Raw genomic sequence first — 25,627 nt, forward strand, 5'->3', positions numbered from 1 at the left:
ACAACGAAGAATTAGTATTAATAGATTTTTGGTTAATATTTTTTTACTACAAAGCAAACTTTTTGTACCTTATCCATCATTTAAGTTACACTTGATTCAATAATGTAAGAATCTGGAGGGATGAACATGAAAAAGTATGATGATATTCTGATCGGATCGGGACCAGCAGCCTACAAAATGGCTAATCTTTTGGCTAAAACTGACCATAAAGTATTGGTAATCGAGGGCTTCGAATATGGGGGTACTTGTCCTAATTATGGATGTGAACCCAAAATTTTTCTGGAAGGAGCTGCCCGGACTGTCCTCCAATCTCAGCAACTTCTCGGTCGAGGCATTAGTCAACCAGCAAAATTAGATTGGAAAGCATTAATGCAGACTAAGCTTGAGCGGTTCGATCCATGGCCAGATGAAACTCGCAATATTATTAAGAAAAATCATGATATTGAAGACGGCTACGCAAGTTTTGTTGATAACCATACTATTACTGTAAACGGTCACCAATACCAGGCCAATCATATTATCATTGCGACGGGGCAAACGCCAAATATTCTGGATATTTCTGGTAAAGAATATCTTCATACCAGCTATGACCTCCTCTCGTTAAAAGAACTTCCACAACGGATTACGATAATCGGTGCTGGCTTTGTTGGCTTAGAGTTAGCAACCCTTGTAGCAGCTGCTGGCGCTGAGGTAACAATCATTGTTCACTCCGACCGCGCCCTTCGTGAATTTACAAGGGCGGAAGATGAAGCGCTAGTTAATGCGATGCAGCAACGGGGAATAAAATTTAGCTTTAATACTGATACCCAAAAAGTAAGTCAAGGGAAAGATGGCTTGCTTGTTACGACTGATCAAGGGGAAATACAGACTGACTATGTTCTTGATGCAACTGGTCGCCATCCAAATATTGAAAAATTAGCATTGGAAAACACTGATATTAAGTATGATCGTCATGGTATTAATGTCGATGGTCACTTGATGACAATGGTTGACGGTGTGTACGCAATTGGGGATGTTGTTAATCGGAAACAACCTAAATTAACTCCGGTCGCTGAATTTGAAGGTCAATATCTTTTTGACTACTTAACTGGTAAAACAGATCAAGATATTGTTTACCCAACAATTGGACAAGCGGCTTTTATATTCCCAGAGGTTGCCCGTGCTGGTGTTAATCCCGATGATGTTGCTAACGACTCACAATATCAAGTAAAGACAGTAGCGCTGAAATACAGTAGTCTTTACGCTGGTCAAAATGATCAAGTTAGTACCCTTACCTTAGTCTTTAAAGATCAACAACTAGTAGGAGCAAGTGAAATTGGCGATTACGCGGCTGATGATATTAATAACTTCTTGCCAATTATTGGTTTAAAGATTAATGGGGATGAGTATCGCCAAAAAGTAATGGCAATTTATCCAACGTTAGGCGATAAGGTTGCTGGATTGTTACCTTAAGTAATAAAAATCTCTTCTGTGAATTCGGAAGAGATTTTTTCCTCTTTGTTATATAGTACAATACAAATACAAACTTAAAAGCTAGGGTATTATCAATGACTATATTTGTAATTCTATTAATCTATAAATTTATTAAGGGAACCTTTGAATATGAAAAGGTAACACGATTTGAGCTAATAATTATCCCCGTGTATTCCGCAATTATGATGGTCTTGAGTTTAGAAAACGTTAGATCTTTAACAGCATTTGGCCTTACAATTATTCTCTTAATCCTCGGAGGTTCAATTGGTTTTCTTCAAGCTAGTCAGACGCAAATCAAGGATACCAACAAACTAGATTCCCATCAGCGACCGATTTTGAAGGTTAAGAGAAATTGGCCGTATCTTGTGGGCTGGCTTGTTTCATTTGCAATTGGAATCAGTGTTGAAGTATTTTATGGGGCCCATATTGACACGACGGAAGTATCACATGAACTATTTGAAGAGGTTCTAAAAGACTTATCCGCAATCGCCTTTTTCCGCAGTCACAACGCTTGGTTCATATGGGTGTTAAATGTGGCAACTAGTTTTACTTATGGAGCCTGCTTAATGGTTCGCTATCCCAAGATTAGAGAAGCAGTGCGACGAAAGAAATAAAGGCATTATCATTTATACCTCTTTACAAAAAGATTAAAGATAATATTGTATTGAGCACCAGCAAGTCCAAATAAGTTGATTTTTTCATCAATGGTCATTCGATAAGGATACCGTTTCAGTAAATGTTTATTAATTTCTTCTAGGTATATATGAGATAAGCCTGCTTTATCAATTGCAACAATTGCATCCTTATCTTTTAGTAGATATTGCCCTACTTCTTGAATATATTTTTTCTGAAATCGTTCTTTGATTGTTTTTGGATGATATTGTTAAGATCCTGTTGAATTAAAAAACGAATTAAGTCTACTTTGTCAGAAAAGTAGCGGTAAAAGGTTGAACGAGCAATTCCGGCACGAACAACTAATTTACTAATAGCAATTTTGTCAAGGGTTTCTTTATCCATTAATTCTAATAATGCTATTTTTAGTGATTCAAAAATAACTTGTCTTTCTTATTCTCGTTTATTCATGGACATTTCTCCTTCTATTGTTCGAACTTATTCTGTTTAAATTTATTACTCTTAATAATAGCTTATGATTATTAAGGAGTGAAATAGCATGAACGAAATTAAGATGATTAAAATTAAAGCAAATGAACAAATTTTTGAAGTTCGTGTTGCAGGATTGAGTAATCGAGGTAGTCTAGTTGTTCTTTTACATGGTTTTCCTGAGAGTTCATTGATGTGGGAACCATTAATGATAAGACTTGCTAAAGCTGGATATCGAGTTGTTGCACCAAATCAGAGAGGATACTTATCAACTGCTCGCCCCCCAAGGATATAAAAATTATGCAATGCAGGTATTAGCTAAAGACGTTATTGAAATTGCACGAAAAGTGGTTTTTAATAAACAGTTTCTTTTAGTTGGTCATGATATTGGCGCAGTCGTTGGTTGGACAACTACAACTCTTTATTCTGAGTTGATTAAAACCTGGACTGCTTTATCTGTTCCTGATTGGCCGGCTTATTTATGGGCACTGAATAATGATCCAATACAGAAGAAAAAAGGACACTACGTTCATACATTTCAGCATAAATATATACCAGAATTAATGTTATCAGCGTTTAATTATCGTATTTTACGGAAATTATGGGCTGACTTTCCTGAAGCTACAATTGATACTTACTTAAACCTTTTTTCAGAAAAGGGTGCTTTAACAGCTGTGGTTAATTGGTACCGAGCGCTCTTAAAATTGCCACAAATTACTTATACGCCAGTAACAGTTCCAACTAAATTTATTTGGGGTAATCAAGATTTAGCAATTGCTCGTGGTGGTGTAAATAAAAATCGTGATTATGTTAATGGACCTTATGAATTTGTAGAACTTAACACTGGCCATTGGTTTATGGAGTTTAACCAGAATAAAATTTGCCATGAAATTACCAGTCATATTCAAAAGTATAATTAAGTTTACTGAATACAAGATCTTATTAAAGTAAACCTAAATATGCTAAACTTTAGTAAGAGCATGTGATTTAGGAGGAGTCATCTAATGGAATTACAAGATGCAATTAATCAACGTCATTCAATTCGTCAATTTACAGATAAACCAGTCGAAAAAAAGACGATCACCAAAATCGTTGAATTAGCCCAACGCGCTCCATCATGGGTAAATTCGCAACCGTGGCAAGTATATTGTGCAATGGGTGAGACGTTACAAAAAATAAAAGATGCTTATCACGAACAAGACATTGCCGGCAAACAAGGAAATTCAGATTTGCCAGTGATGAGTCGTGAAGATTGGGCTCCGCAAACTCAAGCTAACATGAAGCAGTGGCGTTCTGGGATTGTTCATCACTTTGCTAATTTTGATGTAGCTCATGAAAACATGACAAATGCTAGTATTACTTTATATAATTCACCGGTCATTCTTTACATTACCATTCCCAAAGCTTCACCGGATTGGTCAATTTTTGATGCCGGTTTATTTGCAGAAAATATCATGTTAGCCGCAACTGCTTATGGCTTGGGAACGATTCCAACTTATAATAGTGTCCGCTTTCCAACAATTCTTCACCAAACTTTAGGTGTACCAGAAGATGAGCGATTCATTGTTGGAATTTCACTTGGTTATCAAGCTGGCACGACAATTAATAGCTATCATTCAGAGCGTCGTCCTGTAGATGAAATTTTACATTTTAACTAGGAATAAAATGATTATTACTGTTAATTATTCTTCACCTTTAGGGACTATCAAGCTTCAAGCAGATGAGCTTGGTATTACTAGTGTAAAGTTCTGTGAACAGGCGAGAAAAGATAGTTCTACTTCTGATAGCCCCGTAATCAAAATTGCTATTAAATGGTTAGACGATTATTTCCTGGGAAATGTTTCTTCAACGTTTCCTAAGTTCCATTTGATTGGTACTGATTTTCAACAAAAAGTGTGGCAACAATTAAGAAAGATTCCTTATGGGGAAACGACAACTTATGGACGATTGGCTAAGAATCTTAATACTAGTCCACGAGCAGTAGGAAATGCTGTTGGAAAGAATCCCATCTTACTCTTTATCCCATGTCATCGTGTTTTAGGACAAAATGGGAAATTAACGGGTTATAGTGGTGGCTTAGAATGTAAAAAGAGATTATTAATGATGGAAAACAGCAAGAATCAATAGCGAATAGCTACTTATTGAAAAGCAACGATCAATGAGTAGCTATTTTGTTAAGTGATTTTAAAACAAGATAGCAATGATAGGAAGGATAGATTAGATGAAAAAACAGATGCCGACAGCAAGAAAAAAGATTCAAAAGGCGGTCATCGAGTTATTAAAAGAAAAAGAAGTTGAACAATTGAAAGTAAGTCAGATTTGTCGAGTTGCAGATATTAATCGTTCTACTTTTTATGCAAACTATGAAGATTGTAACGATATGGTTAGTCAGTTACAAGATTATATTGTTCAATATTATGAAAAGCTGTTCTCTGAAAAAAGGTCCTTAACTTTTTTACACTTACTAAAAAATATTGCTGATAATCAAGAGACATATCGATTGTTCTTTCATCTTCACTTGGATGATAACTTATCGAGTAGCTATCATTTTTCGCATTGGCTAGTTTATCCGTCAAATAGCAATCGATATGATAGAGTATTTATTCATCAAGCGGTTAATGCAGTTATTAGAAAATGGCTGAACTTAGGATGTCCAGAGTCGCCAGAAGAGATTAATGCTCTAATAACTAATAAATTAGTAGCCTTAGGTTTAAAAAATAACCAACAATAATCAGAAAATTGTTGGTTATTTTTCACTTAATTCTTTTTTATAATAAACTCAAAATTAAATAGAAAGGGAGAATTTGACTATGAGAACAGCTCTTTATTATGGAAAAGAGAATATTGATTTAACAGAGAAACTTAAGCCACAAGTTGGTCCTAATGATGTTTTAATTAAAAATCTAAATGCTAGTATTTGTGGAACAGATGTAGCTGTTTTTCAACATGGGCCGGGCACTGGCCATAAAATATCAGTTGGCGAAAAATTTGGTCATGAAATGGTTTCTGAGGTTACAGCCATTGGAAAAAACGTAAAGGATTTTAAGGTCGGTCAACGAGTTTATCCCTATCCGGTACATGCCAGTGGTGACGCAAGTAAAGCTGGGGTCTTAGGCGGCTTTACTGAGTACTTATTAATAAAGAATGCTCAATTAAATCATGATCTATATTTAGTTCCCCAAGAATTATCAAACGAAGTAGCAGCAATGATTGAGCCGTTCACAGTTGCTACTCGCGCTGTAAAAAGGGCTTACCCTCGTCAAGGTGATTTTGCTTGTGTTTATGGAGCGGGCACTATTGGAATGGCAGCAGCGTTTGCATTAAGATATTTTGGTTGCCAAAAGATTATGATTGTTGATCATAGTGATTTTCGTCTATCCTTGGCAAAAGAGTTTGGTTTTGAGACGGTTAATTCAGCTAATGAAGGCTTAAAAGCTAAACAACTTGCTTATTTTGGCCGTGGGACAAGCTTAGTCGGCAACCAACCGCAAATAGATATTACAATTGATGCGGTGGGAGCGTCAGAAATTTTACAAACTTTTCTTGATAGTACTGTTGTTGACAGTCGTATTGTTTTGGTCGGCGTTGATAAGCAGCCAAAACAAATAGATCTGTTGAGATTAACCTTTGCTTCTCAAGCAATAATTGGGTCAGGTGGATACCGACCTGATGATGTTAAAACGGTATTTGACATTTTAACTGCAAATCAGGGACAAATTAAAAAGATGGTTACTAAGGTTTATCCTTGGGAAAAGTTAGTGTCGGCTATTAAATCAGCAGCTGATCCGCAACATGCACTGAACGTACAAATTAAATATTAAAAGGGAAGAGAAACTATCTTTATCGTTTTCGGTAAAGATAGTTTTTTATATAATGAGGTTAAATAGCAAAATTAGCAAAATTGAGAAGGAAATCAATGGGAACGCAACGAAAAGAAATTCAAAAGCAGATTAAAACGCTTCAGCAAGCATTAGTAACGATCGATGTTAAAATCAATTATTATCAAAAAGCAGAACGCACTCACAGCTTAGAAGCTTGTCAAGATGAGCGCTCCGAATTCATTCAAAAATTACTAAATGGGGAATTGAAATAAAATCTAAAAGTTATTCCTTGCGTTAGAGTATACTCTAACACCTATACTAAGATTGTTGAAAGGAGAGTGGCAAATGAAACAGTTGACTGATGATCACGTGCTATTTATCAATGCGAGTCAGAATCGAAATGGTAATACAGCACGAATTGGAAAACAACTTATTACTACACCTCATTATCAACAATTAAATCTAGTTGATTATAAGATCTATCAAATTGGACAAGCCTTCTCTGATGATCAATTTGCAGAAGTTGTTGATCAGATTCAACAGGCATCGCACCTTATTTTAGGTACACCTGTATATTGGCATGCGATGAGCGGATGCCTCAAAGTGTTGCTAGAGCGGTTATCACAGATGGATAACCCGGAAAAGATTAGTGTTTTTGTTCAGGACGCTGATCCGAGTGAGACTGAAGGGCCTACCAAGAATATTGTACGACGTTTTACCAATGTTTTAGGGATGGATTATCAAGAGATATAGGAAAGGAAGAATTTATGATGGCAAATAAATTTGGTTTAGTATATGCAGATGCAATTACTGATAATTTCCCAGGAAAAGCTAACTTAAAGCAAGTTACTTACCGTAATAAAGATGGAATCGGTAGCTAATCTTTATCTGCCTGCAGATTATTCAAAAGATAAAACCTACGCAGCAATTGTTGTAGCTCATCCTAATGGCGGGGTTAAAGAACAAGTATCTGGCCTATTTGCTCAAAAATTAGCTGAAGCTGGATATATTAGTTTAGCCTATGATGCAGCTTATCAAGGTGCTAGTGAAGGGATGCCACGCCAAACAGATCTTCCTGCCAGTTTAGACTATCTTTTATCCGTTAATGGTGTTGACCCACAACGTGTTGGTGCTCTTGGTATCTGTGGTGGCGGTGGCTATACGCTTCAAACAGCTAAGTCTGACAAGCAAATTAAAGCTGTCGTTACAATCAGTATGTTTAACACTGGTCGAGTAAGAAGAAATAGTTTCAAGGATGCGGATATGGCAAATATTCAAAAACGGCTTACTGAAGCATCTGAAGCACGGGAAAAGTTTGCGACTACCGGTGAAGTAGAATACATTGGTCAACTTTTTACCCGCCGGACTCACTTTACTAAGGAAGAGTTAGAGAAGATTCCTGCCGGATTATACCGTGATGGAGTCCAATATTATGGTGATACTCATTATCATCCAAATGCGCAAAGTCGTTATACTACCATGAGTTTATTAGGTTTGATGACTTTTGATGTTGATAATCAAGCTGATCTGTTGAATTAACCGCTTTTAATGATGACTGGTGATATTTTTGATACTCGTTACATGACAGATGATTTCTTTAAGAAGGCCACTGGTACAGATGATAAGCAACTTATCTACATTAAAGGTGCTAACCATATTGAGACGTACTGGAAGCCTGAATTTGTTAAGGAAGAAGCAAAGAATATGCTTGAATTCTTTAATAAGAAATTAGGGGCTTAACGTATGGCAACAGTTAAAAGGCGCTGATGCAAATCAAACGGCAGCCATTAACTCAACTTATGGAAGTCGTAATCGGATTGCTACAAGGTTTAAGATGTATTTTGTCGGAATTGCTCAAACAAACAGTCAAATTCATCGTTTACATCAAGAAAATGGTTGGTAAATAAATAGCGGAATCCCTTGTTTCCTATATGATGACAAGGGATTCTTTTCATTACTTATAAATCATTAGTTTCTTCCTACAATTTTCAAATTTATTCGCTACAATAGCTAGTATGGCAAAGAGAAAAAGAAAACAAAATTTAATATATTTATTACTTATTTTCATTGTTGGAGCAGTTATTGGAACTATTTGGTTTCACTCGCATTTTACTAGAGAGGTTAGCAATTCGTACTCGGTTAATGAAACAGCTACATTGAATAGTGGAGCAAAAGTATATAATTCACTTTCAGCAATTCAACGGGTTAGCCTTCCAGAACAAGTGACAGTTAAAGTTAATCGTTATTATTTGACTTCAGCTAATAAAAATAAAGAAACATTTGCACGAATCAACTACAACGGTAAAAACTATTTCGTTAGGACAACTGATATAGAATTGAAAATGGATAATACTATAAATAATTATCTTAATCAATCAGGCTTACCTCATGCTAAAATTACTAAACAAATTTCAAGTATATTTGAACAACGCGGGTATAGTACTTCATCAGGAAATCCTCGTGGGGTCGTAATTCACGATACTGGAAATGAAAATACAACAATCAATAGCGAAGTATCTTATATGAAACAAAATTATAGTTCAACGCAGGTTTTTGTTCATACATTTATTGATAATCAGCAAATTTTGAATATCGCTGATACAAAATATATGGCAGAAGGCGCAGGACCAAATGCTAATCCATACTTTGTCCAGTTTGAAATGCCACATGAATATACTGCAGCTTCTTTTGCAAACGAGGTTGGCAACGCTGCTTACTATACAGCCTATATCTTAAAGCAGAATAATTTACCTGTGACTAAGGGGACCAAAGACGGTGGCGGAACTGTTTGGACACACGCAATGGTTTCAAGTTATCTTGGTGGAACTGATCACCAAGACCCGGTTTCTTATTGGTCGACATCGGCTCGTAAGTTATTTGATACAAGCTATACAATTAATGATTTTGTTGAACTAGTGCAGGCTTACTATAATGAAATGTAAGTAAAAACTACTTTTTGATTTGCTGATTAATTGAGCGGATCTCTTTTTTTATCGAATACCAATTAAGACTCCAAATTATGGCATAAATTACAATAAAGATAAGCGTGAAAATAGCAAAATTAATCCAAGTCAATGGGAACCAACCGCATAGGATTGCTAATGGCGCAAAGCCAGTATAATAAGCGCAGAAATTAATGATCGTTTTCTTTAGCAGTGACCAATTTTTTAATTCAAAAATTAAACTGCCAAACCCGAAAACACAGCCAATTAGCATCCATAAAATAACAGAAACAGTTACGCTGTTAAGGGGATGGGTAAATTGGTTAACAAAATTAGGGGATGATGGGTAGTAAGTAATACTGCCATTAAGATAGTTGAAAACTAAAGAGATTGCTAGACCAATTAGAACCCCAATTGCTGAGAAGCCGATAGTATATTTGATATATTTTTTCATAGTCCTAACCTCGCTTTCAAATTTTTGATTTTTCGTCGCGAAATCTGAATATGGCTACCATTCGTTAAAATTGCATCTATCAAGCCATTATCTAATAACTCAAGGTGATCAAGGTAATGGTAATTAAAAATAGTACTTCCAGATGCTTCAATAAAGTCATTCGGAAGATTGCTTTTGAAGTGGGATAACCGTTCACGATAAAAATAGGTATGATCTTTTGTTGAAATTTTAGTACCGGTCTTAGCGACAGTTAGTTCAAAGATATCAGGGAATTTAATGGGGATGATATGGCCTACGTCATAACACCATAATACTGGTTCAGTGCTTGTGAAACTTTTTAGGAGGTTGCTAATTTGGGGATTCATTTCACGGACAAATAAATCGAGGTGTTCCTCTTCAATATTAGGGTCGATATGACAGTTTACTTTCATAGTTCTCACTTCCTTTCTAATCTAAGTATATTAGATTTGCCATTGCTTACATTGTATATGTAATAAGTGGTCAAAACTTTACAGCAAATGGCAAAATTCCTTAAATTATTGGTCGTTAGTTTTTTATAAAGAAAATTCCTTTGCCTTATTAAAAGTGTAATAGTGGAGAGTTATTAAAATCTATCCTATATTTATATTAGGAGGGATGGTTAATGACTCTCTTAATAATTTTTTGTTTGCTGATTTTATATAACTTTATTAAAGGAACATTTCAATTTGAGTCTGTGACTAAGACTAGTTTTATAATTATTCCGATTTATGCATTAGTCATGACCATTATTTCGATCTTTACGGAGCAACAGGAATGGCATTTGATGGTTACAATTGTTTTAATTTTAATCGGCATCATGCTTGGCTGGTTTCAAACATTTAGCGTTCGCATTGTAAAGACAGCGAAAAAAGATAAATATGGTAACCATATATTTAAATATCGGCGTGGATGGGCTTATTTATATGGATTTACCCTTGTGTTTATGGTTGAAATTGCGACAGATCACCTCTTAGGGCTAAGAATGACGTTTAAAGGACTGTTATTTGAATTATTAGATGAAGTTTTACGAGAACGTTTTAAGTTTTTGCCAGATAATGGGTGGGTAATTTGGCTATTGCTCACGGTTACAACTGCTACGTACACATTAATCCTTATTCGTCACTATCCATGTATTAAAGAGGCATTAGTGTGGAAAAAATATGCTAAGAAAAAACGGTCAGGAAAAAACTAGTATTTTTCACTGACCATTTTCTATTGAGAGAAGGAATGATCAATAATCCAAAAATCATTCCAAGATTAGGAATATTAGCGGGCAATTCAATCTTTACATAACTAATTGTGGGGAATGCGTGCATTATTAAAGGAAGTACTAGCAAAATTACTAAGAGTGATAGCTTATAGGATAAGCGGTGAATATTTGTATTTGATTTCATGATTTAATGTCTTTATCTTTCATTATTTGATCCAAAAATGTCTAAGAAGCTAATAAAGAGATTGATAAAATCAAGGTAAAGTTGTAAAGCGCCAAGAACAGCCAGTCCATTGGATGAGACTTGACCATTGCATTCGATATAGATATTTTTCATTCGTTGCGCATCCCAAGCAGTTAACGCTGTAAAAATGATTACGGCAACGATCGAAAGCAGATAATTAATCATTGGACTTTGCACAAAAAAGTTAATCAACATGGCGATAATCAAGCCAATTAAGGCTGCACTAGCATAAGAACCAATTCGCGTAAAATCACGGTGAGAGAAAGTGCCAATAATCGCCATTGTTAAGAATACACCCGCTGAGGAAACGAAGGCTGTTGCAATATCGGTACCAGCATAAGCACCTGCAATAAAAGCAAAAGTAATCCCGTAAACAATCGCTGTTAAAATTAATAGGAATAGACAAAGACCAGGACTACGGGTGGCATTAAAATTAATCCCAAACGTTAAAATAATTGGCAAGAGGATAATTAACCACATTCCCCAGCGGTTATTAACCATAAAAGCCGTAAATTGCTGAGCGAAAATAGTCATTACGAGCCAAGCAGTTAATGCAGAAAGTAATACTGCCAGAGTCATTAAACCATACATTTTTGTTAAAAACTTATTTAAGTCGGTAATATCGACAACGTTTCGACGGTTAGGTGAAAAATTATCCATTATTGAACGCTCCCTTGACAAATAAATCCTTACTTTTATTATATTCCATAAATTTAATAATAAAATTGTTTTGCGGAAAAACTATGCTAAATTACTAATTTTTGTATAATATATAAAATTATATAGGAGGGATAAATATGCAATGGTTTGATAAACAATTTACTGAACTAACAGTTAATGAACTTTTTGCCATTCTTAAGTTACGAGCACAAGTTTTTAATGGAGAACAGCAGAGTTCTTATCCTGATCCAGACAATAGCGACCTAATTGCGCATCATGTTTTTGCGACTGCTGATGATGAAGTAGTGGCCTATGCACGTTATTTTATTCAGAATGATGTTGTAACTTTTGGCCGCGTAGTTGTAGCTCCACAAGCACGCGGTATTGGTTTGGGCGGAAACATTATTGAACATTTATTAAGCGGAATTGAAGAGAATTTTCCGCAATTTAAAATAATTATTCATGCTCAAGCCTATGTTGAGGACTTTTATAAAAAATATGGTTTTGAATCTGTTGGTAACCATTTTATAGAGGCCGAGCGTGAGCATGTTACGATGGTTCATGAACCGTTAAACGATATTTATGACAAATAATATAATGAAAGCAAACCAAATTGGCTCTATTAATTATATAAGAACCTTGAAGCAAAGCGGCCTTAATGCTCATGAACAGCTTGACTTAATTATTAATCACCATTTACAAGCTTACATTGATAACTATGGATTTCTTCAATTTCCACCAACCGTCTATCAATTTTCACCGCAGTTAGCCCCTACCAGTTTTTTCTATCCTTATTTTCGTGATTTAGTTGTGACGGCTTATTCAGGGAAGAAAGGGCTAAAAGCCGATTTGCTAGGACATAAAATTCATTTATTTCGCAGTTATCTTGATCGGCAAAATATCGCCTTTATTCGCCAATATCAGCGTCCTTCTCTTTCACCAGAAGCAACTGATTTTCAACGATTGCTTTCCTATGCCCACGACAATCACTTTAAATTGGATTTTAAAACTGGTGCTAATTACCATAATCGTTACCATCATAAATTTATTTACCCCTCGAATATGAAGGTTCAATTAGTTCGTAATTCGTATCGTCGGTATGCTAATCCAGCCCGAATGATTGAATTTATTGTTGATATCGAAACAGGAAATTTTATTAGTCAATGGAATATTTATCGCTTTGATAACCAAGGAAGGGTTGATTCAGACCCCACGCATTATTCGACCAATCAATTACGGCAAATTGCTGATACAGAATCTTTTAACTATGGGATTCCCTATGGAGAGTATTATGTAACTGGTAAATATCGGCACACTCATCAACGTCTTGATATTACTCAACCAACCGATAGTCAGCTTCGAAAGGTCGCTAAAAAATATTGGCAGGCACCTAGTGATTATGATGATGGCGGTAATTATGCTGACTTAGTAAAAAATATGCAGGATGTTATCGCATGGCGAGGTGTTCCGGATTCGCAACGAATAAAGGCTTATGCTGATTATGTCAATTCATTAAAAGAACATCAGTGTAAAAATAGCGGAATTAATCATTTCTTTGCTAAGAATAAAGCGTATCAGCAATTTTATGTTCCTTGGTGGCGGAGATTGATATAATTAAGGACAGAAAGCGTTAATCTATGTTAAAGTGATTATCCAGTAAAATAATTAAGTTATTATTGTCTATTATGTTCCAAAAGTGTTATGGTTGAATTTGAATAAAATGATTGATTGGAGGGATTCTTGGATGGGAACCGATTATGATCAACTTAAAGCAGCTTTAAAAGAACCGTTGTTAAATGCCAAACTTTTTTCTTCACAGTTTGGTTTAGAGGCAAAGAAGCACCGAATTTTGACCAATGGGCGGGCAAGTCGTTATCCATATCCTGAAGATCTGCGTTCACGGCAATATAATATTTATTTGAACTCAGGCTATACGGATGACATGATGGACTTTGAAACGGGTCCAGTTGTTGGCGCTAAAAATGCAGTCCGGCAACTAAAAATGTTAGAGCAGATTGTTATCTCGCATTTACGGAGTGATGAACGATTGTGGCCGTTAAGTATGGCGCCAGGACCGACTTATCAGCATGACCTTGAATATTTACAAACTGCATTTACTAAGAAATGGGACCAAGAAACACATGATTATCTAGGTAAAAAATACGGCATTGTCCAAGAAATCTTGGGGGATGTTCATGTTAATTTCAGTTTGGATAGTGAATTAATCAACGAGATTTATCACCGCTTTTATGCGGATCGGTATCCAAACCGCATTGATTTTCAAAATCATCTTTACTTTAAATTGGCGCAAAACTTTTACCTTTATCAATGGTTATTTACATACTTATATGGCGCGAGTCCAATTTCTAAAGATATGCCGCATAGTATTCCTGAGGATTTGAAGTTGCCGGTTCGTAGTTTACGTTGTAGTGATTATGGGGATGACAATTTTACCAATGAGCAAGTTACCTATACTTCCTACGACCAGCATTTTATAGAACTAAAGCATTTCATGGATAATGGTACTTACTATAGTATGAAAGAATTCTTTGGCCCAGTGCGATTGCGGCGACATAACCATGATATGCATGATATTGATGGGGCTTTGCATGAAGGTATTGATTATCTTGAGTTTCGTAATTTCGACCTTGATCCGTTGTCACGGACAGGAATTAGTGATGATACAATTAACTTCCTTGAATTAATGCTTTTAAATAGCATTCTCTCACCATTACCTGATAACTTAGAAGAGCGCCTAGCAGAAGCAAAAAAGCGGAATAATGAAGTGGCCTTACAAAAACCGAAAGAGCAATTACCATGGATGCATGAAGAAGCAATGCAGTTAATTGCAGAGTTGCAAAACTTTATTGTTGAGTTTAATGCTCCGCGAGAATACCAGCTTGCTTTGAAGTTCGTTCAACGACGGGTGGATGATCCTTCGCTAACTCTTAGTGGCCAGTTAGCAGATCAACTTGAAAATGGTGACTTGTTATCATTTGGATTGAAGATTGCTAATGATCGTTACACGAAAAATATTAATTTCCAACATCCTCTGCAAGCAATTAGCGATGTTTACTCAGATGATGTTCAACAATTAGTCAAAGCTGCTATTGAGTTAGGCGTCCAAGTAGACTTGCAGCCAACGCAAGTAGTGCTACATGCAGGAGATCATCAAGAAAGCTATCATGCTCAAGCAACTTTTGATTTCTCAAAGGGTGCCCGTGATGTAATTTTTAGTGATTTCCCAGAAGTTCAGGATTTTCAAGAAAAGTAAAAGAGACTGAGGAGATTATTTCCTAGTCTCTATCTTTTTTAAGTAGGGTAATAACCTTATTTTTACTTTCGTTATTTCCCGGGAAATAGAAAGAAGCGCTAAAAATGAGAAAGATTGGAATTATTGGTCTCGGTCATGTGGGTGAAATGTTAGCTAACCAGCTGGTAATGAACGGAAAAGCTGACGAATTAGTGTTGATTGATGAGAAAGATCAACTAGCAATTGCAATTCAGGCCGATTTAAATGATGCGCAGACGGTCTTGGCAACCCATACAAAAATAATTATTCAAGATTATGCTGCCTTAGCTGATGCGGATGTCCTTATTACCGCCTTTGGAAAGAGTGCGTTGATGAAGCAGCAACCAATGGCCGAACTTGAGACCAGCTATCAGCAGGCCTTACAAGTTGGTAATAAGATTTTTAAGAGTGATTTTAGTGGGATATTAATTAACCTTACTAATCCTAATGAGGCAATTACTGCTGTCCTCCAGCAAAAAGTTGGCTTACCGCAAAAGCAAGTAATTGGGATCGGCACCGTTGTTGAAACTGCGCGCCTTTATCGGGCAATTGCAGAAGCAGCAAAGGTAGCTGCTGCCAATGTAACCGGCTTTGTCTATGGTCAGCATGATGGTCATCAGGTATTTGCTTGGTCAACTGTTCGTGTGAATGGCCAACCCTTAACCGCGGCAATCAATGGTCACCACTTAGACCAAAGCCAGCTTAAAATTAAGGCGAACCTTAGTAATTGGTACACGCTTGATGGATTAGGGTATAATGTTAGTGCTGTTACTGCCTGGACTCTCCGAATTATTACGGCGATTTTCGCGGATGAACAATTAGCGTTGCCGGTTGCAATTTATCAGCCACAGTATTCAACTTACATCAGTTTTCCAGCGTTAATTGGTCGGCAAGGAATTGGCAACCTTCTTCTCTTAAAACTTTACCCATTGGAAGAAGAAGAAATTAAGAGTGCGGCAGCAACAATTAAGCATCAATTAGATTCTCTAAAAAATATTAAAGGGGAGTAGTTGTATGATTAAACGAATTGCAGTTTATTGTGGTGCGCGTGATGGAAATGATCCGGCATTTAATCATGAAGCACAACGATTTGGTGAATGGCTAGTCCACCACGATATTGAATTGGTTTATGGTGCCGGTGCGTTTGGCTTAATGGGCACCCTTGCTCGGACAGTCTTGCGAAATGGGGGCGTTGTTCACGGGGTAATTACTACTGAATTAGCTGAACGTGGAGCTATCTATAACGAATTAACCGATGTAAGGATTGTTCCTAATATGGATATTCGTAAGCAAACGATGATGAATCTCGCCGATGGGTTATTAGCTTTTCCCGGTGGCTTTGGAACATTAGAGGAAATTACCGAAGCTGCTTCATGGACAACAGTTGGAGATAATCATAAGCCGGTTGCTTTTTACAACTTTAATGGCTTCTATGATTCGTTAAATGACCTATTTAAGCAAATGAATAAGGCGGGTTTTGTAGAAGATCCTTATTTGAATAGTATCTGTTTTAGTGACCAGTTTGACCAGATTTTAGCATTTATGCAAAACTATAAGGCACCGGCATATCGCCAGTACGCTCGAAAATAATTTAAAAATAAAAAACGCTGTCTTACAGCGCCAACATTATTTTAATGGTTGAATAGTATAAACTTGGTCATCTGCTTCGTCAGTTAATGAAACTGGCCGTTGCTCATTCGCTCGGATAGTAATGTGATAACCAAACCGATCAAGGAAAACTAACTTATCAGGTTTGATTTGTTGAACCGTTGCCGGAATGATTTGGTTATCGATACCGAGCTTTAATTCAGGAGAGATGGTTATTTTATGAGAGCGATCTCGTTCTTTATCATAATATTGCCATGTGCCCGCATAAAAGATAGGTAACGAGATCGTATTATTGCTTTTCTTCGCACGACTGAACCCTAAAGTACTGGTGAGTCCAGCCATTAGTCCCGCGCCGAAAAGTAACATTCCTTTTTTTCTCATATTTTATCAGTCTCCTCAATTAAGTGATAAGTCATTCTATAACATAACTAATTATACACACATTTCTATTATCAGAAGATTTCATTTCTGTTAAAAACGCGCAATAATTGTTAAAATTAAATGTAAGCAAAGAAATATTTGAAAAGGAAGAGTTGATTTTATGCTAAAACTTGGTGTTATTGGAACAAATATTATTACTGATCAGATGCTAGATGCGGCCAAGACAACTGGGAAATATGAATTGACTGCTGTCTATTCTCGGACATTAGAGCACGCTGAGAAGTTTGGTAAGCCATATGGAGCAACTGAATTTTATGATGACATTGATAAGTTCTTTGAAGAGGGCGATTTTGACGTTGTTTATATTGCTTCACCAAATAGTTTGCACTATCAACAAGCACGGAAAGCAATCGAAAATGATAAATTTATCATTGTTGAAAAGCCAGCCTTCGTAAATCCAAGTGAATACAGTGCAATTGAATCATTATTAGCAGCCCATCCTAAGGCTCGTTTGGTTGAAGCGGCCCGTCATATCCATACCAAGATTTATCAAGCGGCTTTGCAGAAAGTTGATGAGATGAAGGAACATTACGTTCAAGGCGCAACCATAACTGTAATGAAATACTCATCTCGTTTTGATAAAGTTCTTAATGGTAGTGAACCATATCCAAATATTTTTACCCTTAAGTATGCGGGGGGAGCATTAATGGACCTCGGTGTATACGCTGTTTATGGTGCCGTTACTATTTATGGTGAACCAGAATCGGTAGTTTACTTCCCAACTCTTACTAAAACTGGGGTTGATGGTAAAGGAGTTGCGATCCTTAACTATGACAAGTTTACTGTTACTTTAAACTTCGGTAAGACAGCTAACTCTCACCTCTATTCTGAAGTTTACGGCTTGAAGGACACCTTAGTATTTGATAGTATTTTTGATACGCGAAAGGTTACTTACTATGATGCTGACCAAAATGCGCACCCAATTGAAGCACCAGTTGAAGAAAATTCAATGACTGATGAAATGAATGATTTCGCAGACCTCTTTAACAATCCTGATGATGAAGAGGAAATGAAGAAGTACAAGCATTGGTTAGAATTATCTAAGACGGTCAACTCAGTTATGTACTCCCTTCGTCAATCTGCTCAACTAGTTTTCCCATCTGATAACGATCAAGAATAGGATGATTTAATTTGATCGAACAATTTCAAAAACACTTTGATGAAAAATACAAGCAGCCCACAGCAATCCAAAAAGCAGTTGCGCCGGCATTAAAGACTGACCAATCTGTCCTTGGAATAGCACCGACTGGCTCTGGAAAGACCCTAGCTTTTACGTTGCCACTCTTGCCTAAGATTATGCCAGGCGAGGGAACTCAATTATTGGTTCTCGCACCTTCTCAGGAATTGGCAATCCAAACAACGAAAGTAATCCGTGAATGGGCAACCTTAATTGGTGTTAGCGTTCAATCACTGACAGGAGGGGCAAATTTACGGCGCCAAGTTATGAATTTGCATCAACATCCTGATGTCGTGGTGGGGACACCTGGACGGGTACTCCATATGCTTGATAACCACCACTTAAAGCTCGGCCATCTAATGACAATGGTTATTGATGAAGCTGATGACATGCTTCAAGACGATACTTTAGCCGTCGTGGAAGATATTGAGCGTGCAACCCCGTTATCTACTCAATTAGCATTCTTCTCTGCTACCAAATCTCCTGTTCTGGACGATTTGAACGTGATGTTTGGTCGCGATATTGAAACTATTGATGTTCGTGATGAAGATACTTCTCAGGGACCGGTAGAACATGGTTACTTAAGTGCACGAACCAATGCGCAAAAAACAGCAACTTTACGCCGGCTGACGAGTATTAAAGATTTTCGGGCGCTTGTCTTCTTTAACAGTACTCGTACCCTTAACTATGCTGCAAGTCGGTTGCGGCACGAACATGTTCCGGTAGATACCTTGGGTGGTAGACAGAAACAGGTACAACGAGAAAAAGCAATGCGGATGTTTCGGAAACGGCAAATTAAGTTATTATTGACAACGGATTTGGCAGCCCGGGGTATTGATATTCCTAAATTGCCTGCCGTTATTAACTTTGACTTGCCAACATCGCTTAATACCTATATTCACCGGGTTGGCCGTACCGGACGCCAAGGAGAACCAGGATTAGCACTTAGTTTTGGTGATGATCATGACATTCGTGACCTTAAGAAGTTGCTTGCTGATAGTGATTATGAACTAACTAAGCTCTACATTGGTGATAATAAATTAACCAACCAGAAACCAGAAGAAGGTCACCGGGTGGTTTCAATCAAAAAGCAGGCTAGTCGCCACTTACAAAAAGAACAATTAAGTGGTGAAACCCACAAAAAGATGAATCAAACCCTTAGTGGATTTTCCAAACCGAAGAAACGGCGAAAGAAAAAGAATCGGAAAAATAAGGGAATACGTTTGAAGCATCGGCGTAAAAATAACGAAAATTAAAAAAGAATAATTACCGTCTTTACGAAATCCTTCGTAAATGCGATAATATTCTTTAGTTTGGTCCTATAGTATAATTGGATAGTACATCCGCCTCCTAAGCGGTCGATTCCGGTTCAAATCCGGATGGGACCATTTTATAATGCATTGTCGACGTGATTGCTTTGTTTAGTGATTACGTCTTTTTTATTAGAAACTGAAGGGAGAGTCATTAATGCAGCCACCATATAAGATTATGTTTTTGTTTGGTACACGGGCTGAGGTTTTGAAGCTGGCGCCGATCATTAGACTAATGCAACAAAATCTGGCAACTTGGCAACCAGTTCTTGTTGCAACGGGAAATTCACAATTAGTAAACCACACGCTGTCATCTTTGGATTTTCGAATTGATTTCAGTGTTGATTCATCGAACGTAACAAGCACAAATGAAGTCGAACTATTGAGCCAACTGTTACATAACTTAAATAATGTGGTTAATGCTGGGCAACCAGATATGATCTTGGTAGCTGGTGATGCGACCACAAGTTTGGCTGCCAGTTTGATTGGTTTTTATCACCATATTTCACTTGGCCATGTCGAAGCTGGGTTGCGTACTTATGAACGATATTCGCCATTCCCTGATGAAATGCATCGTCGTCTTACAGACAATTTAGCAGACCTTTATTTTGCGCCAACGACAAGTGCCCGCGATAATTTATTGCAAGAGCACCATCCGGCAAAACGAATCTATGTTACTGGAAATACTTCAATTGATAGCGTGAAGCATAATTTACAAGAAGATTTTACGCATCCTTTACTGCAGTCCATCCCAGCAGACAATCGGATTTTATTAATGACAATGCGGCGCAAAGATAACCTGGGTGCCCCCATGAAGCGTGTTTTCCATACAATGCGTGATATTGTGGAAACTAATAGCAATCTTGACCTGATATTTCCTGTTTATCCTCATCCAGAAGAAGAATCACTGGCTAATGATATTTTAGGAGACCATGACCGAATTCATCTTATTGCACCATTAAATCATCATGATTTCTTAAATATTGCTGCCCGGAGTTCGATTCTGTTAACTGATTCAGGCGGTTTGCAGGAAGAAGCTCCAGCATTGCATCGGCCCCTCTTGCTTTTACGGGATGAAACAGAACGTCAAGAAGCAGTTAATCTGGGGAGCGTAAAAATTGTTGGTACTGATCCGACAACGATTCAACAAGCAGTTTTTGAATTGTTAAATGATGAAAAGAAGTATCGGCAGATGGAACAAGCAGAAGTACCATTTGGGGATGGGCACGCAAGCGAAAAGATTCTGAAAATTATTGAAAAATACTTATCACAACAATAAACAGGCCGGCAAAATGAGACTTTTACCGACCTGTTTATTTTATTTATCTGCAATATCACGGTTATCTTTGAAGATTAACCACTTTGAGAAAATATAATTAGCAATTACCACAATGACATTATCAATAAATTTAACGATAAATTGTTGGAGAGGTGTATCGAATTTTAAAACTTTGATACCTACATATGTAATTATTAAATCGATAAATAAAGTCAATCCACGATAAAAGAAAAATCGAAAAATTTCAACAATAAAGTCACTAACGGTAGTGTAATGGGAACCAAATACCCAGACTTTATTGGTAAAATAAGCAACTAATACGGATGCAAACCACGCAATTACAGTTGCAAGGGCAACATTCCAGTGAAGTTCAGGACTCAAAAGCTGGAATACTGCTAAGTTAACCACCGTTGTGACAACGCCCCAGAAAAGGTAGGCGATGATTGACTTATATTTGCCCCACAGATCCTTAATCATTCAGTTTAGCCGCCTTTTCTACTAATTGCTTAGCGAAGGCATCGAGCTTTTGAATGTCTTCTTCATCTGGTGCGAGGTTGATTTTAACATTTTCAGCGCCCTTAGTTGCCCCTGTCTTGGCAAGAGCATCCCCAAATTTATCGACGGCAACACAGAAGTCATCCCCATAGAAAGTATCACCAGAGCCGGCAACCCCGTAAACTTTGCCTGCTAGTTGTTCTTCTTGCAAGTCTTCATAAAAGTCAATTCCTTCTTCTGGAAGAGCTCCTTCATCGTAAGTATAAGGACAGATCACACAAATATCAGCTTCTTCAAAGTCAGCTGGATCAGCCATTGTCATTTCAACTTCATCGACTTCTACTCCTAAATCTTCAAGAGCGTCAGTAATGATATCCGCAACGTCTTCATTATTACCTGTAATGGTTGCGTATACTACAAGTGCTTTTGCCATTTTATAACCTCCATTAAATCTATAACGTTCATATAGTATAGCACGGTTTGCGATATCAGGGCAGACAAGTGGTATACTATTTATGTTAGATTGTAAATAAGGAGATCGCGAAAATGATTAGTTTAAAATCACCTCGAGAAATCGATGCAATGGAAAAGGCCGGGGCAGCCTTAGCGGCAATGCACCTTGGCCTTCGTAAAATTATTAAGCCGGGCATCTCAAGTTGGAAGATTGAAGAATTCGCTCGGAAGTACTTCAAGGCTGCTGGAGCTAAAGCTGAACAAATTGGTTTTGAAGGATACAAGTACGCTACCTGTGTTAGTGTTAATGATGAAATTTGTCACGGGTTTCCTCGTAAGAAGTTAATCTTAAAGAAAGGTGACTTAGTAAAGGTTGATACGGTTGTCAGTGTTGACGGTGCTTTCAGTGATTCTTGCTGGAGCTATGCGGTAGGAGAAGTTTCTCCTGAAATCCAAAAGTTAATGGACGTTACGAAGAAGTCACTATTTATGGGAATTGATCAATGTATTCCTGGTAACCGGATTGGTGATATTGGTGCAGTAATTCAACACTATACAGAAGATGAAAATGGCTATGGGGATGTTCGGGAATTTGTTGGTCACGGTATTCAACCAACAATGCATGAAGATCCAATGGTGCCACATTACGGCGAACATGGTCAAGGAATCCGTCTTCGCAATGGGATGACCATTACTGTTGAACCAATGATTAACACCGGTACGTGGGAAGCTGATACTAGTGATCCTAGTGGTTGGCTTGCTAAGACTGCTGATGGTGGTTGGAGTTGCCAATACGAGCATACCTTAGTTATTACGAATGACGGTCCGAAGATTTTGACGTCTCAGGATCCGGAAGCAGATGCTGATTACATGTATGATGATAATTATGCTAAGTACTTGGAACATTACCGGGAGATCGCAGAAAAGGTTGCTAAGCAGTTTGAAAATTAGTTGCCTGGTAACATAAAAAGGATGTTAGGAAACTTTTGCATGTTTCTAACATCCTTTTTTTACGCTAATCATATTGATGCATATACTTTGAAAGCCGCTTTAAGCCTTCTTTTAAAGTTGCCTCTGGTGCGCAGTAGCCGAGGCGAACGTGACCCGGAGTATCAAAAGCATCGCCGGGCACGAGGAGAACTCCTTCGTCATGAAGCAAGTTTTCACAGAAGGTATGAATATCAACTGGCACATCAAGCTTTGGGAAGGAAGTGGAGACTGCTTGTGGCATGATGACACTTGCTCGGTCTTCATGATCAATCCAATCCTTATAAATTGCGAGGTTGCCGAGAACTAACTTCCGGTTCCGGGCGAGAACTTGATCACGGTGACGTAAGACATAGGTGGCTAACTGATCATTGAAGACCCCTCCACAGATCATGGTGTAATCACGGAACTTACGGAAGAGGTCGGCAAGTTCAGCGTTAGTCGCAGTCCAACCGATCCGAACCCCTGGTACTGAATAAGTCTTTGAAAGAGAATTAGTAGAGATTCCCTTATCATAAAGGTCAATAATCTGCGCAAATTTTTCGGGATGATCGAGGGGCAGGTAGACTTCATCAACAAGAACATAGGCATCGACTGACTTGGCAATTTCAACAACTTGTTCGAGAAACTCTTTATCCAGAACTGTTCCCGTTGGATTATTCGCGTTGTTTAGACAAATCATTTTAGTATTAGGTTTAACCATCGCTTTTAGATCATCAATTCGTGGGTACCAATCGTCTTCTTCATGAATATGCCAGTAATCAACATCTGCACCTAATGATCTAGGAATATCATAGAGTTGTTGGTAAGAGGGATATTCGGCAATTACATGGTCGCCGGGATTGATTAAGGCATAGAGGGCTAAAATGTTTGCCCCAGTGGCGCCATTTGTTTGCAAGATATTTTCTGGATCAACATGGTGATACAGTTTAGCAACTTCTTCTTTAAACTCAGGTGATCCTTCAATCCATCCGTAGTTCATTTGCTGTTTATCGAGCATTTCATAAAATTCTTCGCCATTGTTACCATCTAAATTTAAGAGATCGTGCATACTCAAAGAGGCAATTGTACTTTGTGAAATATCATAAGTCGCGCTCTTTTCCCACTTATTTAGCCATGCTTCGACACCAAAATGTGCTATTTCTACCATGATCTTTTTCCTCCTTTAATTAATTGAAATTGTTCCGTTGATTACTAACACTAAGGAAATAACCGCAAAGACAGCGATAATCCCCATTGCCCATTTTTCCTTTACTGTGATTGGGTGATGGAATTCCTTACATGCTTGGACATAGAAGAAGAAGCCGGGAATAAAACCGACTGAAACAACCATTATTTCCTTCCAGCCAGCGAGAACCATCGCCATCAGTTCAAAGAGGGTGGCGATTAGTCCAATGACAAATTGTCCCCATTCTTGGTGCTGCCAACTGTACATCATCTGGTAAATACCAACAAGGAGGTAACAGATCAAAATCGCAGCCGTACAAAGCGTATATGCAAAGTTATAAGCATAGGTAGTGAAATGCAAAGAGAAGAGGAAGATTGATTGAAGAACCCCAGTGATTACTAATGCCCGTGTTGGCGCTTTTTTGTCATTTACTTCACCCCATGATGTTGGAAGAGTTTCATCATCAGCCATTAGCATTAATGATTCGGCGGGTAGCATTGTCCACGAGAGCCACGAAACTAAAACTGAGATGATCAATCCAATGCTGATAAGGGCGGCACCCCATGTTCCAACCAGGTGTTGCATGATAGCCCCAAGTGCTGGTTGCCCACCAGCTGCTAACTGGGCCCGGGTCATGATCCCGTATGGCAAAATAGAAACCACAATGTAGATAACAAGCAAACTTACCAAGCCGAAGATGGAAGCACGTTCAGCATCTGTCCGCGTTTTGGCACGACTAGAAAGGACAGAGGCCCCTTCAACACCGACAAATAGCCACATCATTACCATAATTGAGGCCTTTACTTGGTCATAGATTGAACCGGTTTCGATTTTTGCACTAAGGTTCTGTGTTACATTGCCCCAGAAATCAGCAGTAAAGATCTTAGCCTTAAAACCGAGAATCACACTGATAACAAAGACGACTAATGGAATAATCTTGCAGATCGTCCCAATTGAATTAATAAAGGCCGCTGATTCGATCCCTCGATTTACTAAGAATGTCAAAACCCAGGTTAAGATAATTGCAACAATAATTGAGAATAAGTTTTGACCATTAGCAAATAAACTTGGGAAAAACGTTCCAAGAGCGCTCATCATAATCGTCGCAAAAGCAATATTACCGAGCCAGGCGGAAAGCCAATATGCCCAACCAGAAATAAATTCGCCCAGCGGACCAAAAGCAGCCGCCGCATAACTGAAAATCCCTGAATTAAGGTCTGGCCGCTTTTGCGAAAGATTAGTTAGGGAGAGCACTAAAGTCAAGACGCCGATCCCTACTATTATCCAGGCAATGATTGCTGGTCCGGGAGCCGCCGCGGTAGCTAAATCACTGGTAATTCCAAATACTCCCGAACCAATTGTTGACCCCACAATTAAAAGGGTTAGTTCCGTCGTATTAATACCTTTTTTCTCACTCATTTACTCCACCTCACGATCTTATATATTAGAGTGAAAATCACATAAATGTTCTTAAACCAATTATAGCAACGT

32 protein-coding genes and 1 tRNA gene are annotated in these 25,627 nt (G+C 37.8%); 24 read left to right on the plus strand and 9 right to left on the minus strand.

Features of this window, described 5'->3' with window-relative positions:
- The first annotated feature begins 120 nt into the window (after positions 1-120).
- Together H5S10_RS09075 and H5S10_RS09080 are read left to right on the plus strand one after the other, a co-directional pair.
- Complete coding sequence (locus H5S10_RS09075) at positions 121-1,452, plus strand: dihydrolipoyl dehydrogenase family protein (RefSeq protein WP_182589337.1); 1,332 nt, start codon at positions 121-123, stop codon at positions 1,450-1,452.
- A gap of 95 nt (positions 1,453-1,547) precedes the next feature.
- Positions 1,548-2,087: a hydrophobic protein gene (locus H5S10_RS09080; protein ID WP_182589338.1), complete on the plus strand. Its 540-nt coding sequence runs from the start codon at positions 1,548-1,550 to the stop codon at positions 2,085-2,087.
- Between the two features lie 211 nt (positions 2,088-2,298).
- Here H5S10_RS09080 and H5S10_RS10335 read toward each other — a convergent pair whose 3' ends face one another.
- Positions 2,299-2,490 (minus strand): TetR/AcrR family transcriptional regulator, encoded by a 192-nt coding sequence (locus H5S10_RS10335; RefSeq protein WP_231796035.1) that lies wholly within the window; start codon positions 2,488-2,490, stop codon positions 2,299-2,301.
- A gap of 154 nt (positions 2,491-2,644) precedes the next feature.
- Here H5S10_RS10335 and H5S10_RS10340 point away from each other — a divergent pair, with 154 nt between their 5' ends.
- The 11 genes from H5S10_RS10340 to H5S10_RS09130 all read left to right on the plus strand — a co-directional run bounded on the left by H5S10_RS10340 (position 2,645) and on the right by H5S10_RS09130 (position 9,337).
- Entirely contained in the window at positions 2,645-2,869 is a 225-nt protein-coding gene (locus H5S10_RS10340; protein ID WP_231796036.1) for an alpha/beta fold hydrolase, read from the plus strand.
- Positions 2,870-2,879: 10 nt separating this feature from the next.
- Positions 2,880-3,494 carry an alpha/beta hydrolase family protein gene (locus tag H5S10_RS09090; RefSeq protein ID WP_231796037.1) on the plus strand — a complete coding sequence of 205 codons (615 nt, stop codon included), beginning with the start codon at positions 2,880-2,882 and terminating at the stop codon, positions 3,492-3,494.
- Between the two features lie 84 nt (positions 3,495-3,578).
- Positions 3,579-4,232 (plus strand): nitroreductase, encoded by a 654-nt coding sequence (locus H5S10_RS09095; RefSeq protein WP_182589339.1) that lies wholly within the window; start codon positions 3,579-3,581, stop codon positions 4,230-4,232.
- On the plus strand, positions 4,210-4,701 hold the full coding sequence (locus H5S10_RS09100; RefSeq protein ID WP_231796038.1) for a methylated-DNA--[protein]-cysteine S-methyltransferase: 492 nt from the start codon (positions 4,210-4,212) through the stop codon (positions 4,699-4,701). Before H5S10_RS09095 ends, H5S10_RS09100 begins: the two co-directional genes overlap by 23 nt.
- Before the next feature lie 94 nt (positions 4,702-4,795).
- Complete coding sequence (locus tag H5S10_RS09105; protein WP_182586442.1) at positions 4,796-5,305, plus strand: TetR/AcrR family transcriptional regulator; 510 nt, start codon at positions 4,796-4,798, stop codon at positions 5,303-5,305.
- 79 nt (positions 5,306-5,384) lie between these two features.
- Entirely contained in the window at positions 5,385-6,395 is a 1,011-nt protein-coding gene (locus tag H5S10_RS09110) for a zinc-dependent alcohol dehydrogenase (RefSeq protein ID WP_182586441.1), read from the plus strand.
- A 95-nt stretch (positions 6,396-6,490) separates the two neighbouring features.
- On the plus strand, positions 6,491-6,667 hold the full coding sequence (locus H5S10_RS09115) for a MerR family transcriptional regulator (RefSeq protein WP_182586440.1): 177 nt from the start codon (positions 6,491-6,493) through the stop codon (positions 6,665-6,667).
- 73 nt (positions 6,668-6,740) lie between these two features.
- Positions 6,741-7,148, plus strand: coding sequence for a flavodoxin family protein (locus tag H5S10_RS09120; RefSeq protein WP_182589340.1), 408 nt, complete (start codon positions 6,741-6,743; stop codon positions 7,146-7,148).
- Positions 7,149-7,259: 111 nt separating this feature from the next.
- The gene (locus tag H5S10_RS09125; RefSeq protein ID WP_231796039.1) at positions 7,260-7,934 is read left to right on the plus strand and encodes an alpha/beta hydrolase; all 675 of its coding nucleotides are present in this window, start codon (positions 7,260-7,262) and stop codon (positions 7,932-7,934) included.
- 9 nt (positions 7,935-7,943) lie between these two features.
- A complete protein-coding gene (locus H5S10_RS10345) occupies positions 7,944-8,135 on the plus strand; it encodes an alpha/beta hydrolase family protein (RefSeq protein ID WP_231796040.1) in 192 nt (63 codons plus the stop codon).
- A 275-nt stretch (positions 8,136-8,410) separates the two neighbouring features.
- The gene (locus H5S10_RS09130; protein WP_182589341.1) at positions 8,411-9,337 is read left to right on the plus strand and encodes a peptidoglycan recognition protein family protein; all 927 of its coding nucleotides are present in this window, start codon (positions 8,411-8,413) and stop codon (positions 9,335-9,337) included.
- 7 nt (positions 9,338-9,344) lie between these two features.
- Here H5S10_RS09130 and H5S10_RS09135 read toward each other — a convergent pair whose 3' ends face one another.
- Together H5S10_RS09135 and H5S10_RS09140 are read right to left on the minus strand one after the other, a co-directional pair.
- A complete protein-coding gene (locus tag H5S10_RS09135) occupies positions 9,345-9,791 on the minus strand; it encodes a DUF3021 domain-containing protein (protein ID WP_182589342.1) in 447 nt (148 codons plus the stop codon).
- Positions 9,788-10,222: a LytTR family DNA-binding domain-containing protein gene (locus tag H5S10_RS09140; RefSeq protein WP_182589343.1), complete on the minus strand. Its 435-nt coding sequence runs from the start codon at positions 10,220-10,222 to the stop codon at positions 9,788-9,790. Before H5S10_RS09140 ends, H5S10_RS09135 begins: the two co-directional genes overlap by 4 nt.
- Positions 10,223-10,434: 212 nt before the next feature.
- Between H5S10_RS09140 and H5S10_RS09145 the strand changes: the two genes are divergently transcribed.
- Positions 10,435-11,004, plus strand: a complete 570-nt coding sequence (locus tag H5S10_RS09145) for a hydrophobic protein (protein ID WP_182589344.1) — start codon at positions 10,435-10,437, stop codon at positions 11,002-11,004.
- 214 nt (positions 11,005-11,218) lie between these two features.
- On the opposite strand, the gene H5S10_RS09150 is transcribed toward H5S10_RS09145, so the two are convergent.
- Positions 11,219-11,926: a Bax inhibitor-1/YccA family protein gene (locus tag H5S10_RS09150; protein WP_182589345.1), complete on the minus strand. Its 708-nt coding sequence runs from the start codon at positions 11,924-11,926 to the stop codon at positions 11,219-11,221.
- 137 nt (positions 11,927-12,063) lie between these two features.
- On the opposite strand from H5S10_RS09150, the gene H5S10_RS09155 reads away from it, so the two are divergent.
- From H5S10_RS09155 to H5S10_RS09175, 5 genes are all read left to right on the plus strand, one after another.
- A complete protein-coding gene (locus tag H5S10_RS09155) occupies positions 12,064-12,519 on the plus strand; it encodes a GNAT family N-acetyltransferase (RefSeq protein ID WP_182589346.1) in 456 nt (151 codons plus the stop codon).
- A complete protein-coding gene (locus H5S10_RS09160; RefSeq protein WP_182589347.1) occupies positions 12,509-13,540 on the plus strand; it encodes a DUF3114 domain-containing protein in 1,032 nt (343 codons plus the stop codon). The genes H5S10_RS09155 and H5S10_RS09160 overlap by 11 nt, the downstream gene beginning before the upstream one ends.
- A 130-nt stretch (positions 13,541-13,670) precedes the next feature.
- Positions 13,671-15,200, plus strand: a complete 1,530-nt coding sequence (locus H5S10_RS09165) for a glutamate--cysteine ligase (RefSeq protein WP_182589348.1) — start codon at positions 13,671-13,673, stop codon at positions 15,198-15,200.
- Between the two features lie 104 nt (positions 15,201-15,304).
- Positions 15,305-16,228: a lactate/malate family dehydrogenase gene (locus H5S10_RS09170; RefSeq protein ID WP_182589349.1), complete on the plus strand. Its 924-nt coding sequence runs from the start codon at positions 15,305-15,307 to the stop codon at positions 16,226-16,228.
- Positions 16,229-16,232: 4 nt separating this feature from the next.
- Complete coding sequence (locus tag H5S10_RS09175; RefSeq protein ID WP_182589350.1) at positions 16,233-16,808, plus strand: LOG family protein; 576 nt, start codon at positions 16,233-16,235, stop codon at positions 16,806-16,808.
- A gap of 36 nt (positions 16,809-16,844) precedes the next feature.
- On the opposite strand, the gene H5S10_RS09180 is transcribed toward H5S10_RS09175, so the two are convergent.
- Complete coding sequence (locus H5S10_RS09180; RefSeq protein ID WP_003670659.1) at positions 16,845-17,207, minus strand: DUF4828 domain-containing protein; 363 nt, start codon at positions 17,205-17,207, stop codon at positions 16,845-16,847.
- Positions 17,208-17,367: 160 nt separating this feature from the next.
- Between H5S10_RS09180 and H5S10_RS09185 the strand changes: the two genes are divergently transcribed.
- The 4 genes from H5S10_RS09185 to wecB all read left to right on the plus strand — a co-directional run bounded on the left by H5S10_RS09185 (position 17,368) and on the right by wecB (position 21,033).
- Positions 17,368-18,387: a Gfo/Idh/MocA family protein gene (locus H5S10_RS09185; protein ID WP_182586428.1), complete on the plus strand. Its 1,020-nt coding sequence runs from the start codon at positions 17,368-17,370 to the stop codon at positions 18,385-18,387.
- A gap of 11 nt (positions 18,388-18,398) precedes the next feature.
- On the plus strand, positions 18,399-19,700 hold the full coding sequence (locus H5S10_RS09190; RefSeq protein ID WP_182589351.1) for a DEAD/DEAH box helicase: 1,302 nt from the start codon (positions 18,399-18,401) through the stop codon (positions 19,698-19,700).
- 59 nt (positions 19,701-19,759) lie between these two features.
- Positions 19,760-19,832: transfer RNA gene (locus H5S10_RS09195), tRNA-Arg, on the plus strand.
- A 79-nt stretch (positions 19,833-19,911) separates the two neighbouring features.
- Positions 19,912-21,033, plus strand: a complete 1,122-nt coding sequence (gene wecB, locus H5S10_RS09200) for a non-hydrolyzing UDP-N-acetylglucosamine 2-epimerase (RefSeq protein WP_182589352.1) — start codon at positions 19,912-19,914, stop codon at positions 21,031-21,033.
- Between the two features lie 39 nt (positions 21,034-21,072).
- Here the strand turns inward: wecB and H5S10_RS09205 are convergent, their stop codons facing one another.
- Complete coding sequence (locus H5S10_RS09205) at positions 21,073-21,510, minus strand: GtrA family protein (protein WP_182589353.1); 438 nt, start codon at positions 21,508-21,510, stop codon at positions 21,073-21,075.
- Positions 21,503-21,961, minus strand: a complete 459-nt coding sequence (locus tag H5S10_RS09210) for a flavodoxin (RefSeq protein WP_003674777.1) — start codon at positions 21,959-21,961, stop codon at positions 21,503-21,505. The genes H5S10_RS09205 and H5S10_RS09210 overlap by 8 nt, the downstream gene beginning before the upstream one ends.
- 113 nt (positions 21,962-22,074) lie before the next feature.
- Here H5S10_RS09210 and map point away from each other — a divergent pair, with 113 nt between their 5' ends.
- The gene (gene map / locus H5S10_RS09215; protein ID WP_182586423.1) at positions 22,075-22,932 is read left to right on the plus strand and encodes a type I methionyl aminopeptidase; all 858 of its coding nucleotides are present in this window, start codon (positions 22,075-22,077) and stop codon (positions 22,930-22,932) included.
- A 64-nt stretch (positions 22,933-22,996) separates the two neighbouring features.
- Here the strand turns inward: map and H5S10_RS09220 are convergent, their stop codons facing one another.
- Both H5S10_RS09220 and H5S10_RS09225 read right to left on the minus strand, forming a co-directional pair.
- Positions 22,997-24,118: an aminotransferase gene (locus H5S10_RS09220; protein ID WP_182589354.1), complete on the minus strand. Its 1,122-nt coding sequence runs from the start codon at positions 24,116-24,118 to the stop codon at positions 22,997-22,999.
- A gap of 15 nt (positions 24,119-24,133) precedes the next feature.
- Complete coding sequence (locus tag H5S10_RS09225; protein WP_182589355.1) at positions 24,134-25,555, minus strand: basic amino acid/polyamine antiporter; 1,422 nt, start codon at positions 25,553-25,555, stop codon at positions 24,134-24,136.
- Positions 25,556-25,627: the final 72 nt, after the last annotated feature.

Origin of the sequence: Limosilactobacillus balticus (assembly GCF_014145615.1) — a bacterium.
Classification (GTDB): Bacteria; Bacillota; Bacilli; order Lactobacillales; family Lactobacillaceae; genus Limosilactobacillus; species Limosilactobacillus balticus.